Origin of the sequence: Agrococcus sp. SGAir0287 (genome assembly GCF_005484985.1) — a bacterium.
GTDB lineage: Bacteria > Actinomycetota > Actinomycetes > Actinomycetales > Microbacteriaceae > Agrococcus.
This window is the reverse complement of sequence record NZ_CP027942.1, coordinates 306,493-319,182: the sequence shown is the minus strand read 5'-3', so window position 1 is coordinate 319,182 and position 12,690 is coordinate 306,493. Positions and strand designations below refer to the sequence as shown.

Annotated in this window: 9 protein-coding genes; 3 read left to right on the top strand and 6 right to left on the bottom strand. The window is 74.2% G+C overall.

Annotated features, from left to right (window positions below; genetic code table 11):
* The first annotated feature begins 106 nt into the window (after positions 1-106).
* Complete coding sequence (locus tag C1N71_RS01435) at positions 107-883, top strand: GAP family protein (RefSeq protein ID WP_137754779.1); 777 nt, start codon at positions 107-109, stop codon at positions 881-883.
* Between the two features lie 111 nt (positions 884-994).
* Entirely contained in the window at positions 995-2,917 is a 1,923-nt protein-coding gene (locus C1N71_RS01430; protein WP_175414048.1) for a sigma factor-like helix-turn-helix DNA-binding protein, read from the top strand.
* A gap of 81 nt (positions 2,918-2,998) precedes the next feature.
* Here the strand turns inward: C1N71_RS01430 and C1N71_RS01425 are convergent, their stop codons facing one another.
* From C1N71_RS01425 to C1N71_RS01410, 4 genes are all read right to left on the bottom strand, one after another.
* On the bottom strand, positions 2,999-4,663 hold the full coding sequence (locus tag C1N71_RS01425; protein WP_137754777.1) for a DEAD/DEAH box helicase: 1,665 nt from the start codon (positions 4,661-4,663) through the stop codon (positions 2,999-3,001).
* 435 nt (positions 4,664-5,098) lie between these two features.
* A complete protein-coding gene (locus tag C1N71_RS01420; protein WP_254678054.1) occupies positions 5,099-5,596 on the bottom strand; it encodes a heme-degrading domain-containing protein in 498 nt (165 codons plus the stop codon).
* Between the two features lie 115 nt (positions 5,597-5,711).
* Positions 5,712-7,934 carry an ATP-dependent Clp protease ATP-binding subunit gene (locus tag C1N71_RS01415; RefSeq protein WP_175414047.1) on the bottom strand — a complete coding sequence of 741 codons (2,223 nt, stop codon included), beginning with the start codon at positions 7,932-7,934 and terminating at the stop codon, positions 5,712-5,714.
* A 357-nt stretch (positions 7,935-8,291) separates the two neighbouring features.
* Positions 8,292-8,801 (bottom strand): GNAT family N-acetyltransferase, encoded by a 510-nt coding sequence (locus C1N71_RS01410; protein WP_137754776.1) that lies wholly within the window; start codon positions 8,799-8,801, stop codon positions 8,292-8,294.
* Positions 8,802-8,840: 39 nt separating this feature from the next.
* On the opposite strand from C1N71_RS01410, the gene C1N71_RS01405 reads away from it, so the two are divergent.
* On the top strand, positions 8,841-9,602 hold the full coding sequence (locus tag C1N71_RS01405) for an alpha/beta fold hydrolase (RefSeq protein ID WP_175414046.1): 762 nt from the start codon (positions 8,841-8,843) through the stop codon (positions 9,600-9,602).
* A 13-nt stretch (positions 9,603-9,615) separates the two neighbouring features.
* Here C1N71_RS01405 and C1N71_RS15120 read toward each other — a convergent pair whose 3' ends face one another.
* Both C1N71_RS15120 and C1N71_RS15115 read right to left on the bottom strand, forming a co-directional pair.
* The gene (locus C1N71_RS15120) at positions 9,616-11,226 is read right to left on the bottom strand and encodes an amidohydrolase (protein ID WP_217496022.1); all 1,611 of its coding nucleotides are present in this window, start codon (positions 11,224-11,226) and stop codon (positions 9,616-9,618) included.
* A complete protein-coding gene (locus C1N71_RS15115) occupies positions 11,223-12,665 on the bottom strand; it encodes a purine-cytosine permease family protein (protein ID WP_217496021.1) in 1,443 nt (480 codons plus the stop codon). The genes C1N71_RS15120 and C1N71_RS15115 overlap by 4 nt, the downstream gene beginning before the upstream one ends.
* Positions 12,666-12,690 lie beyond the last annotated feature (25 nt).

Genomic DNA, 12,690 nt, shown 5'->3' with positions numbered 1-12,690 from the left:
CAGCACGAGCGCCGCGGCGCCGGATCATCCGAACGACGGATGCCCGCGCGCCCGCATGCGACCTTCCGCCGACGCGCGCCTGACGCGCGCTCGCGACGGTGGAGCCATGGACCTCCCCACGATCGGCACCCTCGTCGTGCTGGCGCTCGCCGACTCGACGAGCTTCGGCACCCTGCTCATCCCGATCTGGCTGCTGCTGGCGTCGACGAGACCGAGCGTGCCGCGCATGCTCGCCTACCTCGGCACCGTCGCCGGCTCGTACCTCGTCATCGGAGTGCTGCTGTCGCTCGCCGCTCGGCTGCTGCTCGACGACCTGCAGGCCTGGATCGCCTCGCCCGTCGGCGGTGGCGTGCTCATGGCCGCGGGCGTCGCGCTCTTCGCGGCGTCCTTCTGGATCGCCAGGCGTGCGAAGGCGGGGCGCGAGGGCGGCGTGCCCGAGCGCATCCTGCGCTGGCGCGACCGTGCGCTCGACGCGGAGTCCGGCTCGGTCGCGCCCCTCATGACGCTCGCGCTCACCGCGACCGCCCTCGAGGTCGCCACGCTGCTGCCGTACCTCATGGCGATCGGGATCATGGAGGGCGCGGACCTGCCGCTGCCGGTGCACGGCGCCGCGCTCGCGGGCTACGTCGTCGTCATGGTGCTGCCCGCGCTCGTGCTGCTGGTCGTGCGCCTGGTCGCGCATCGACGCATCGAGCCGTGGCTGCAGCGCGTGAACGACTGGCTCATGCGGCAGGCCGGCGAGCTGACCTCCTGGATCGTCGCGATCGTCGGCATCCTGCTCGCGCGGGCGGGCGCGGATGCGTTCGGAGGGATCGGCGAGGTCGCCACCGCGGTCTCGAGCGTCGTGCAGCAGGCCGTGCAGGGGCTCGTGCCGTTCGGGTGACGAGCACGCGGGAGACCTCTTCCGTCTTCCGTCCCCCACGCGGGCCGCGCCCCGTCTCCGGCGCTACGCTCCACCACCACCTGAGCGATGCGACGAGGCGAGGGGCGAGCCATGACCGACGCGAGCGAGGGCTTCGAGCGACTGCTCGGCGCCGACTGGCGGTCGGTGCGCGCCGAGCTCGATGCGCTCGCGGGCCGCTTCGTGCGGCACGCCGACGACGCCTCCGCCGTCGCACGCCACGCGATCGACCAGTGCGACCCATCCGCCTTCGCAGCCGACGCATCCGGCCGCCGGGATGCCGTGGACGCGCTGCGCGCCGCCGTGCGCGCAGCCGCAGCCGAGGCGCTCGACGTCGGCGCGACGCCCGCGGTGCCGCGCTCGATCGACGAGTCGACGCTCGCCGCCTTCGCCGTGCCGATCGCCGACGACCTGGCGGTCTCGCCCGTGCGCGAGGCGCTCGGCGCGTTGCCAGAGCTGCAGCGCGACGCGGTGCTCGCCCGCGTCGTGACGGGCTACCGCGCGTCGGAGGTCGCGGATGCGCTCGGCGTCGACCATCGCACGGCGGCCACCGCCATCCGTGCGGGCCGCCGCGCGCTGCGCGCCGAGGTGCGCGTCATCGTGCTCGACCGCGCGGGCGGCGAGCATGCGGCGTTCGCGCGATCGGGCAGTCAGGCGGCGCGCGCCCACGTCGCCGCGTGCGATCTCTGCCGACGCGTGCGCCATCCCGAGCGGGACGCCGACGTCGACGGTGCGCCATCGGCCCGCGTCGTCGCGGCGACGCGACTGGGGCTCGCCGGCGCAGGCGTCGCCGGGCTCGCAGCAGCGGGTTCGCCGGCGAGGGCGTCGACGGGCGCGGCGTCGAGCGGCCAGGCTCGCGACGACGCAGCGGACCCGATGGACCATGCGCCGGCGGACGGCGACGGCGGTGGCGGTGGCGGTGGTGACGGCGCTGGCACGGACGTCGGAGGCGATGGCGCTCGAGCCGAGGGCCGGGACGACCGCGCTGGTGTCGAGGTCGGCGGCGACGGCGCCGAGACGGGCACGGCGGGCGTCGAGGCCGCGAACGCCGGCGGGACGGATGCCGACGCAGCGGACGCCGACACGGCCGGCTCGTCGGACGACGCCGGCGACGAGGGATCGCGCCTCGGCGCGCCGGCCGCGGTCACGACCGCCACCCTGGGCGCGGTGGACGGCGCCGGCTCGTCGTCGACCGGGACCGCGACCGACGACGCGTCCGCCGCCGCAGGTGCGAGCGCACCTCGGGGTGCGAGTGCGGTCGCGGCCGACGCCGACGCAGCTGGCGTCGGCGACACTGCGGCGGACGACGGCAGCGCGATCGGCGACCCGTCCGCCGCCGACGCCGAGACGGCGCGAACAGGCTCCGAGGGCGGCCCCGCGTCGCCCGAGGCCACCGTCCCGACGGCGTCGGCGGGCGCCGACGACGCACGCGGATCGACGGGCTCGGGCGGCGCGCTCCCCCGCCGCCGGCGTCGACGCGGCGCAGCCGTGACGCTCGCCGCGCTCGGTCTCGCAGCGGGCACGACCGTCGCGGTCGCCATGTGGGGCGGCGGTGCGACGCAGCCTCCCGAGTCGGACCCCGGCGCCGTGATCCCTGCATCCGCGCGGCCCGACCCCTCCCTCGCCGACGACGAGCCGGGCGCCGCGCCGTCCGCGACCGCGAACGCGCAGCCGGCCCCGTCGCCCACGGCGACCCCAGCCGACGGCGGCCCCTCGACCCCGCCGACGACCTTGGCGCCTGCGCCGACCTGGTCGTCCGAGAGCGGATGGACGACGCCAGCGACGACGACGGCTCCGACCTGGTCGAGCCCGCCGACGTGGACCACGCCGCCGACGTCGACGCCGACGCAGCCGGCGCCGAGCGTCACGCCGACCGAGTCCGCGACGCCGACGACGCAACCTCCCGACCCCGCGCCGAGCGATCCGCCGGAGGACGACGACGGCGGGCTGCTGCCGCCCATCCTCCCGCCGATCCTCCCCTCCATCCTGCCGACGCTGCCTCCGCTGCTGCCCTGACGGATCGCGGCGGGACGCGGGCGGGACGACGAACGCGCCGCCGCCCGCGAGGGGCGACGGCGCGCGTCGAGTGGATCGGGGTCAGCCCTGGGCGCGACCGGCGCGACGCGAGCCGCCACCGGAACGTCCGCCGGAGCGACCGCCGCGGCCACCGTCCTGCAGCGAGCCGCCGCCGCCCGACGACCACGCCACCGACGAGCCGCCGCGCGTGCCGCGCTCGTCGCGACGCTGACCACCCTGGCCGGCGCCGCCACCCTGACCGCGCCCGCGGCCCTGGCCGCTCTCGCCGCCGGTGCGCTCGCGGCGCTGCTGCTTGACCTCGGGCCGACCCGAGCGGTCGCGACGCGGACGCCCGGCACCCTGGCCCGCATCCGCGCCCTGACCGCCTGCCGAGCCGCCGCGACCACCGCGGCCGCCGCGCGAGCGACCGCCGCCGCCGCCCTGCTGCGGGATCTCGTTGCCCGAGCCCGGTCCGCCCGGCACCGGCTCGACGTGCGGCGCGATCTCGCCCACGAGGCGCAGCACCGCATCCGACGTCGGCGTCACCTTCTGCGGCTGCACCGAGATGGCGGCCTTGCGCAGCAGGTGCATGGTGTCCGAGCGCTGCGCGGGCAGCATGATCGTCGCGACGTCGCCCTCCGAGCCGGCACGCGCCGTGCGGCCCGAGCGGTGCAGGTACGACTTGTGCTCGAGCGGCGGCTCGACGTGCACGACGAGCTCGATGTGGTCGACGTGCACGCCGCGTGCGGCGACGTCGGTCGCGACGAGCACCTTCACGGAGCCGTCGGTGAATGCGCCGAGATTCCGCTCGCGGGCGTTCTGCGACAGGTTGCCCTGCAGGTCGTGCGCGGGGATGCCCCACGCGGTGAGCTGCTTGGCGAGCTTCTTCGCCTGGTGCTTCGTGCGCGTGAAGAGGATGCGGCGCCCCGAGCCCGAGGCGAGCGTGCGCACGAGCGCCATCTTGTCGTCGGCCGAGACCTCGAACAGGTGGTGCGTCATCGCGGCGACGGGCGAGTTCGCCTCGTCGACCGAGTGCAGCACCTGGTCGTGGAGGAAGCGGTGGACGATCTTGTCCACGCCGTTGTCGAGCGTCGCCGAGAACAGCATCCGCTGCCCCGTCTGCGGCGTCTTGTCGAGGATGCGCGTGACGACGGGCAGGAAGCCGAGGTCGGCCATGTGGTCGGCCTCGTCGACGATCGTGATCTCGATGGCCTCGAGGCTCGCGATGCGCTGCTTCATGAGGTCGTCGAGCCTGCCGGGGCAGGCGACGACGATGTCGACGCCGTTCCGCAGCGCGGTCTCCTGCGGGCCCTGCTTCACGCCGCCGAAGATCGTCGTCACCGTGAGGCCCACCGCGTCGGCGAGCGGACGGATGGTCGCGGCGATCTGCGTCGCGAGCTCGCGCGTCGGCGCGAGCACGAGGCCGAGCGGCAGCCCCTTGCGGCGACGGCCGCCGGCGAGCTCGCCGCTCAGGCGCTGCACGAGCGGGATCGCGAACGCGAGGGTCTTGCCCGAGCCGGTCTTGCCCCGGCCCAGCACGTCGCGACCCGCGAGCGTGTCGGGCAGGGTGTCGGCCTGGATGGGGAACGGCGAGGTGCGGTCCATGCCGCGCAGCGCCTCGACGAGGCGAGGGCTGACGCCGAGGTCTGCGAAGGAGGGCAGGTCGGCGTGCTCCTGGCCGGGGGTGGATGCGGGCGCAGCCGTGGGGCGTGCGCCGGCGATGGTCGATGGGGTGATGGTGCTCATGCTTCTTCTCTGGCAGCGCGGTCGGCATGCCGTGTCGGCCCACGCGCACGCTGTCGCGTGCCGGATGGGCGGTGGGCGTCGTCGCGTCGGAGGGGCGAAGGCGACGGTCGTCGCATCCGTTCGCCGCAGTCCGATCGCCTGCTGCTCGCCGGTTCGAACCGGATCGAGGCTGGGGCGCGTCCACGACGCAGGCGAGCGGGATCCGCTCGCAGGTCCTCCCAGTCTAGCGGGTCGCGGTGCGCGGCGCGCATCCGCCGTCGGCGGACGCGCGAGCACCCGTCCGCCGAGTGGTCGATTCCGTCCGCTGAGTGGTCACGAGAAGCCGCTGATTGGTCACTCGTTGTCGTCGACACGCCGTGCGAGGCAGCACCGAGTGACCACTCCCCGTGGGTCCCGCGAGGAAGGAGGCGGGCGACGCAGCGACGCGGCCGCGTGTCAGCCGCGCGGCGCCGCGAGGTACGTGCGCACGATCGACGCGACGAACGCGTGGTCCTCGAGCTGGGGGAGGCCGGAGACGCCGACCGCGCCGACGACCCCCGCGCCGCGCACCGTGATCGGCAGCACGCCGCCGTGCGCCGCATGCGTCGCCGGGTCGAGCCGCGCCTCCGCGAAGTCCTGTCCGCGCGCGCGGAACCGCTCGCCGACCCCGAGCGACGAGCGGTGGAAGTGCAGCACGACGTTCGTCTTCCGCTCGAGCCAGCGATCGTTCTCGGGCGTCGTGCCGGGCAGCGCGGCGTGGAAGAGCCGCTGTCCGTTCGCGACGATGCCGATGACGAGCGGCAGGCCGCGGTCGACCGCCGCCTCCCGAATCATCGTGCCGAGCCGCCACGCATCCGAGAGGTCGAAGCGCTCGAAGACGAGCTCCGCCTCGTCGCGCTCGACGATCGCGCGCAGCTCGTCGCTGCCGTGCGGGGGCATGTCCACGTCGCTCATGCTCCCCATCCTCGCGCATCCGCCACCGCTCGATTGGGCAGCAGTGGTTCACCCAGCGGCGTGTCGTCGACCACTGCTTCCCAATCGAGCGCCAGAGGTGACCAATCGGGCCGCGTCACTCCTCCGGGTCCGCGTCGGGGTCGAACGACCACTGCGGCGCGGAAGGGCCGGATGCGGCCGGCGGCGTCGCACCCTCCGGTCCGAGCCACAGGCCGTCACCGCCGGGCGCGACGTCGACGTGCACCGTGTCGCCGTCGCGCACCTCGCCCGCGAGCAGCGCCCGCGCGAGGCGGTCGTCGATCTCGCGCTGCATGAGGCGCCGCAGCGGCCTCGCGCCGTAGAGCGGGTCGTAGCCACGCTCCCCCAGCCACCGACGCGCCGCATCCGACACGTGCACCGTGAGCCTCCGCTCCTGCAGCCGCCGGTCGAGACCGCCGATCTGGATGTCGACGATGCGTCCGAGCTCGTCGCCCGACAGCGCGTCGAAGATCACGATGTCGTCGAGCCGGTTCACGAACTCCGGCTTGAACGCCTGCCGCACCGCGCCCATGACCTGCTCGTGCGCCGTGCGCGCGTCGATCGTCGGGTCGATGAGGTACTGCGAGCCGAGGTTCGACGTGAGCACGAGGATGACGTTGCGGAAGTCGACCGTGCGCCCCTGCCCGTCCGTGAGCCGGCCGTCGTCGAGCACCTGCAGCAGCAGGTCGAAGACCTCGGGATGCGCCTTCTCGACCTCGTCGAGCAGCACGACCGAGTACGGACGCCGCCGCACGGCCTCGGTCAGCTGGCCGCCCTGCTCGTAGCCGACGTACCCGGGAGGGGCGCCGACGAGTCGCGCGACCGAGTGCTTCTCGCCGTACTCCGACATGTCGATGCGCACGAGCGCCTTCTCGTCGTCGAACAGCAGCTCGGCGAGCGCCTTCGCGAGCTCGGTCTTGCCGACGCCCGTGGGGCCGAGGAAGAGGAAGGATCCCGTGGGCTTGTTCGGGTCGGACACGCCTGCACGCGAGCGGCGCACGGCATCCGACACGGCGCCGACCGCCTCGCGCTGCCCGACGACGCGGGAGGCCAGCTCGTCCTCGAGCCGCAGGAGCCGCTCCGTCTCGCCCTGCATGAGGCGGCCGACGGGGATGCCGGTCCACGCCGCGACGACGCCGGCGATGTCGTCGGCGGTCACCTGGTCGGAGACCATGCGACCCTCGCCCGACTCGCCGGCCTCGGCCTCCTTCAGCTCGGCCTCGACCTTGGGGATGTCGCCGTAGAGCACGCGCGAGGCGCGCTCGAGGTCGCCTTCGCGCTGGGCGCGCTCGGCCTGGATGCGCAGCTCGTCGAGGCGCTCGCGCAGCGATCCGATGCGGTTGAGGGACGTGCGCTCTGCCTGCCAGCGGCGGTCGAGGTCGCCGAGCTGCGTCTGCTTCTCCTGCAGCGTCTGCTCGAGCGCCGCGAGGCGCGCCTTGGATGCGTCGTCGCGCTCGCGTCGCAGCGCGAGCCGCTCGAGCTGCAGCCGGTCGACGGTGCGGCGCAGCTCGTCGATCTCGACGGGCGCGGAGTCGATCTCCATGCGCAGGCGCGAAGCGGCCTCGTCGATGAGGTCGATGGCCTTGTCGGGCAGCTGGCGAGCGGTGATGTAGCGGTTGGACAGCGCGGCGGCGGCGACGAGCGCCGAGTCGGCGATCGTGACCTTGTGGTGCGCCTCGTAGCGCTCCTTGAGACCGCGGAGGATGGCGACGGTGTCCTCGACGGACGGCTCGCCGACGTAGACCTGCTGGAAGCGCCGCTCCATGGCGGCGTCCTTCTCGATGAACTCGCGGTACTCGTCGAGCGTGGTCGCGCCGATGAGGCGCAGCTCGCCGCGGGCGAGCATGGGCTTCAGCATGTTCGACGCCCCCTGGCTGCCTTCGGCGGCGCCGGCGCCCATGATCATGTGCAGCTCGTCGATGAACGTGATGATGCGCCCGTCGGCCTTCTGGATCTCGGCGAGCACGTTCTTCATGCGCTCCTCGAAGTCGCCGCGGAACTTGCTGCCTGCGACCATCGCGTTGACGTCGAGCGTCACGATCGCCTTGCCCTTGAGGCTCTCGGGCACGTCGCCGGCGACGATGCGCTGCGCGAGGCCCTCGACGACGGCGGTCTTGCCGACGCCGGGCTCGCCGATGAGCACGGGGTTGTTCTTGGTGCGCCGCGACAGCACCTGGCTGATGCGGCGGATCTCGGCGTCGCGCCCGATGACGGGGTCGAGTCGACCGGCCCGCGCGATCGCGGTGAGGTCGGTGCCGAACTGCTCGAGCGCGGAGCGCTCGTCCTGCTGGCCGGGTTGCATCCCGCCCATGCGTGCCATGCGGTCTCCTTCAGATCATGCATCCGCGGCGCCCGTCGGCGCCCGGATCGAAACTTGAGTGTGCTGCGCTCAAGTCTACTCCCGGGCGCATCCGTGCGCCAGGGGATGCGTGCGCCCGGTCCGAGTGCGCCACGGCGTGCCCCACTGCCGCACGCGGTGGAATGTGCGCGCCAGCAGGCACCGGCGACGCTCAGCGTCACGAGTGCCCGCTCACGCGCGCATTCCACGGCTCGCGACGAGCGCAACCCGCTGGGGAGCGGCACGGCATCCCGCATGCGGGCCCGTCGCTCCGCTGACGTGCACGTCTCGCGATCCGCAGCATGGATGCGTGAGCGACGCTGCGGCAAGCCCGCCCGCTCAGCGCCCGACCCAGCGCACCTCGCCGTCGACGATCGTCGTCGTGGGCGCGAGCCCGATCGCACGAGCGACCGCGACGGAGGCGGCGTGCTCGGGATGCACATGCGCGACGAGCTCGTGCACCCCGCGGGCGCGCAGCCACGCGGCGAGCGCGACCGCCGCCTCCGTCGCGATCCCGCGCCCCTGATGGTCTGTGGCGACGACCCACGCGACCTCTGCCGTCGAGCCGTCGCCTGCGACGGTCGCCTGCACCGTGCCGACGAGCACGCGGCTCGCGTCGCGCACCATCCAGCTGCACCAGAGCTGCGAGCCGTCGGGCGAGCGGCCCGCGACCTGTCGCGCGTACCGCGAGCGCAGCTCGTCGGCGGTCGCCGGCGCACCCCCGGTGAACGCGTGCAGCGCGACGTCGTCGAAGGCGACCGCAGCCTCGTCCGCGTGCGCGACGCGCAACGGCTCGAGCAGCAGGCGTGCCGTGCGGATGGGCTCCGCCTCGAACGCGGGCGTCGTCATGCCGCCACGCTACGGGTTCGCGACCGGCAGGATGGATGCGTGAGCGACCTGCACGTGACCCGGCTCGGCGACCACGGCTCGCCCGTCGTCCTCTGCCACGGGCTGTTCGGGCAGGGGCGCAACTGGACGCAGATCGGCAAGGCGCTCGGCCACGACCACCGCGTGACGCTCGTCGACATGCCGAACCACGGGCGCTCGGGGTGGACCGAGCGGATCGACTATGCCGAGATGGCCGACGCCATCGCCGGGCTGCTCGAGGAGCCGACCGCCCTCGTCGGGCACTCGATGGGCGGGAAGGTCGCGATGCTCGTCGCGCTGCGCCATCCGGGGCTCGTCTCGCGGCTCTGCGTCGTCGACGTCGCGCCCGTCGCGTACCGCGCCTCCGACGAGTTCGCGGGCTTCATCGACGCCATGCTCGCCATCGACCTCGCCTCGCTGACGTCGCGGGCGGATGCCGACGCGGCGCTCGCCGACGCCGTGCCCGATCCCGGCGTGCGCGCCTTCCTGCTGCAGAGCCTGCGGCGCGACGACGCTGGCTGGGCATGGATGTCGAACCTCGAGGTGCTGCGCCGCGACCTCGGCGTCATCCGCGACTGGCCGGCGACCGAGGGCTCCTTCGACGGCCCCGTGCTGTGGATCGCCGGCGGCGACTCGCGCTACGTGCGCGACGAGCACCGCGCCGCCATGGAGGCGCTGTTCCCGCGCGTGCGTCGCGCGACGGTCAAGGGCGCCGGCCACTGGGTGCACTCGCAGGAGCCTGCGATCGTCACCGAGCTGCTGACGCGCTTCCTCGCCGACTGAGCGAGCGCTCGGCTCAGCGCGCGAACACGGTGCGCCCGGCCACGATCGTCCGCTCGATCCGCGCGTCGAGCAGCGCGCGCTCGCCGTCGACGAACGGGTCGCGGTCGACGATCACGAGGTCGGCGGCGAACCCTGCCGCGAGGCGGCCGCGCCATGCGCCGTCGCCGACCGACGCGGCGGCGTCGCGCGTGGCATGCCCGATCGCGTGGGCGAGCGGGATCGCGAGCGCCGGCTGCTTCGCGTCGACCGACGGGTCGAGCGCCGAGGCGCGCGTCGACGCGACGTACATGCTGGCGAGCGCCTCGTGCGGCGCCGTGGGGGTGTCGGTCGAGAATGCGAGCAGCGCGCCGGCGTCCTCGTACTCCGCCCACGCGAAGCCGCGGTCGACGCGCGCGTCGCCGAGCATCGCCGCCCAGTTGTCGAAGATCGCCGGATCGGCGTGCACGGGCTGCATGGATGCCGTGACCCCGAGCCGCGCCATGCGCTCGGCCGTGCCAGGTGCGGCGTACTCGAGGTGCTCGATGCGGTGGCGGCGCGGGCGCTGGCCGTTCGCGGCGATCGCGGCCTCGATCGCATCGAGGGCAACGTCGCTCGCGCGGTCGCCGATCGCGTGCATGGCGATCTGCAGGCTGGCGGCATCCGCCGCGGCCACGACCGGCTGCAGATGGTCGACCGGCCAGATGAGCTCGCCGACCGTCCCATCCGCGTAGGGCAGGTGCAGCGCGGCCGTGCACGCGTCGATGACGCCGTCGAGGATGAGCTTGATGCCGACGACGCGCAGCCACGGCGAGTCGATCGTGGCGGCGAGCTCGGCCGCACGTCGCACCTGCGCGAGGTGCTCGTCGGCGTCGCCGGTGCAGGCGACGAGCCAGTGCGCGGCGACGCGCAGCGGCAGCGTGCCGCCGCGCCGATCCATCGCGCGCTGCAGCGCCGCGAGCGCGAGCTCGTCGAGCCCCATGTCGACGGCCCCCGTGATGCCGGCGGCGGCGAACGCCTCGAGCACGCGCTCGATCGCCGCGTCGCGCTCCGCGTCGTCGACGACGCGGTCGCGCAGCGCACGCACGTGCACGATGGCGGCGGTCTCGAGCAGGAGGCCTGTCTCCGCACCGTCGGCGTCGCGCACGATCTCGCCGCCGATCGGGTCGGGCGTGCCCGCGTCGATGCCGAGCTCGCGCAGCGCGGCGCCGTTCACCCACGTCGAGTGGTAGTCGTTGGCGTCGAGGTACACGGGCACGTCCGCGACGGCGGCGTCGAGCATCGCCGCCGTCGGCCGCCCGCCCGGCACGGCGTCGAACAGCCACCCGCGGCCCCAGATGCGGGGCGCGTCCGGTGCCGCCTCGCGAGCGGCGCGCAGCCGCGCCTGGATCTCCTCGAGGCTCCGGGCGTCCGTGAGGCCGACCTGGCCGAGCGCCTCCCCCGTCATGAGCAGGTGCACGTGCGCATCCGTGAAGCCGGGCAGCACGAGGCGGCCGCCGAGGTCGACCGTCTCGTCGGCGGCGGGCGCATCCGCCTCCGCACCGACGAAGGCGAGCGTCTCGCCATCGACGACGAGGGCATGGGCCCACGCCTCGTCGGGATCGGGCGCGGCGGTGAGGATGCGGGCGTTGCGGTAGAGCGTGGTCACGGGCGACCGTCCTTCGCGATCGGGCTGCGCAGCAGCAGGGCGTAGAGCGCGCCGGCGACGAGCATGCCGACGGGCACCGAGAGGTCGACGACTCCGAGGGCGAGCGCGACGGGGCCGACCCAGACGTCGGTGGCGAGGCACACGGCCGACGCGATCCCGCCGACGCCGAGCGCCGTCATGCCGGGCACGCTCCAGCCGCGGTGGTACCAGAAGCGTCCGCCCGGGCGGTCGTCGAACAGCTGGGCCCCGTCGTAGCGCGCGCGACGCAGCAGGACGTCGGCGGCGAAGATCGCCATGGCGGGCGCCGACACGACGACGAGGAACTGCAGCATGAGGTTCACGGCGGCGAGCAGGTTCGAGGTGAGGACCAGGGCGATGGTCAGCGCCGTGCCGACGACGCCGACGATGATGGCCGCGGGGATGCGCTGCAGCCGCAGCCCGATCGCCTGCAGCGCCATGCTCGACGTGTAGGTGGTCATGGCGTTGAGGGCGATCGTGTTCACGACGACGCCGAGCACGAGCACGGGCGCGAGCCACGAGGGCAGCAGGTCGAAGATGGCGGCGTCGATGCCGCCTGCGAGCGCGTCGGGCGTGAGCGCGGTGCCGAGCAGCACGCCGACGACCGTGAAGACGACGGTCGGCGCCGCCCCGCCGACGGCCGTGGCGAGGGCGATGCGCACGGGGCTCGTCGAGCGTGGCAGGTAGCGGGCGATGTCGGGGCTGTTGATGAACGACAGCGGCGTCGAGGCGAGGATCGTGAAGCCGATCGACGCCGCGGACAGCAGGGCGACGCCCTCGAGCGGCTCTGGGTTGGCGTAGGCCCAGTCGACGGCGGGCATGATGCTGACGCCGACGGCGAGGAAGATCGCGAGCAGCACGGCGGCGAGCACGGGGTAGATCCGCAGGATGAGGCCGTGGCCGAAGATCGCGACCACGACCGTGACGGCGGAGACGACGAGGGTGACGCCGATCGGCGTCCACACGGGGTCGTCGAGGCCGACGCGGCGCAGCACGTCGGCGCCCATGAACGACGACGCCAGCCAGCTGAGCGAGAGGAACACGGCGCCGATGAGCCATCCCACGACCGTCACGAACAACCGGTTGCCCGCGATGCCGTACATCGCTCGCGTGATGACGGAGCCGGACGTGCCTGCGGCGGGACCGCTCGCGGCGACGATGCCCGGCAGGATCCACAGCAGCGAGGCGAGCAGCACCAGCCCGACGGCCTGCCACGGCTCCAGGCCGAGCAGCACGAGCGTGACGCCGATCGTGAGGTTCAGGATGCTGACGCCGGGCGCGGCCCACACGAGCACGAGGTCGCGGGCGCGGCCGTGGCGCTCGGCGTCGGACACGAGGTCGATGCCGCGCGTCTCGGGGTGGGTGCCGTCGTCCACACGAGCGTCGTGCTGCGCTCCCGACGATTCGAGCTGGGTCGTCATGCGTGCTCCTCCGAGACCGACGCCG

What these genes read in the sequence shown, in the direction of transcription:
- C1N71_RS01410 (WP_137754776.1), bottom strand. Translation starts at nt 8,801, where the DNA reads ATGACGACGCCCGCGTTCGAGGCGGAGCCCATCCGCACGGCACGCCTG.
- C1N71_RS01435 (WP_137754779.1), top strand. Translation starts at nt 107, where the DNA reads ATGGACCTCCCCACGATCGGCACCCTCGTCGTGCTGGCGCTCGCCGAC.
- C1N71_RS15115 (WP_217496021.1), bottom strand. Translation starts at nt 12,665, where the DNA reads ATGACGACCCAGCTCGAATCGTCGGGAGCGCAGCACGACGCTCGTGTG.
- C1N71_RS01430 (WP_175414048.1), top strand. Translation starts at nt 995, where the DNA reads ATGACCGACGCGAGCGAGGGCTTCGAGCGACTGCTCGGCGCCGACTGG.
- C1N71_RS01425 (WP_137754777.1), bottom strand. Translation starts at nt 4,663, where the DNA reads ATGAGCACCATCACCCCATCGACCATCGCCGGCGCACGCCCCACGGCT.
- C1N71_RS01415 (WP_175414047.1), bottom strand. Translation starts at nt 7,934, where the DNA reads ATGGCACGCATGGGCGGGATGCAACCCGGCCAGCAGGACGAGCGCTCC.
- C1N71_RS01420 (WP_254678054.1), bottom strand. Translation starts at nt 5,596, where the DNA reads ATGAGCGACGTGGACATGCCCCCGCACGGCAGCGACGAGCTGCGCGCG.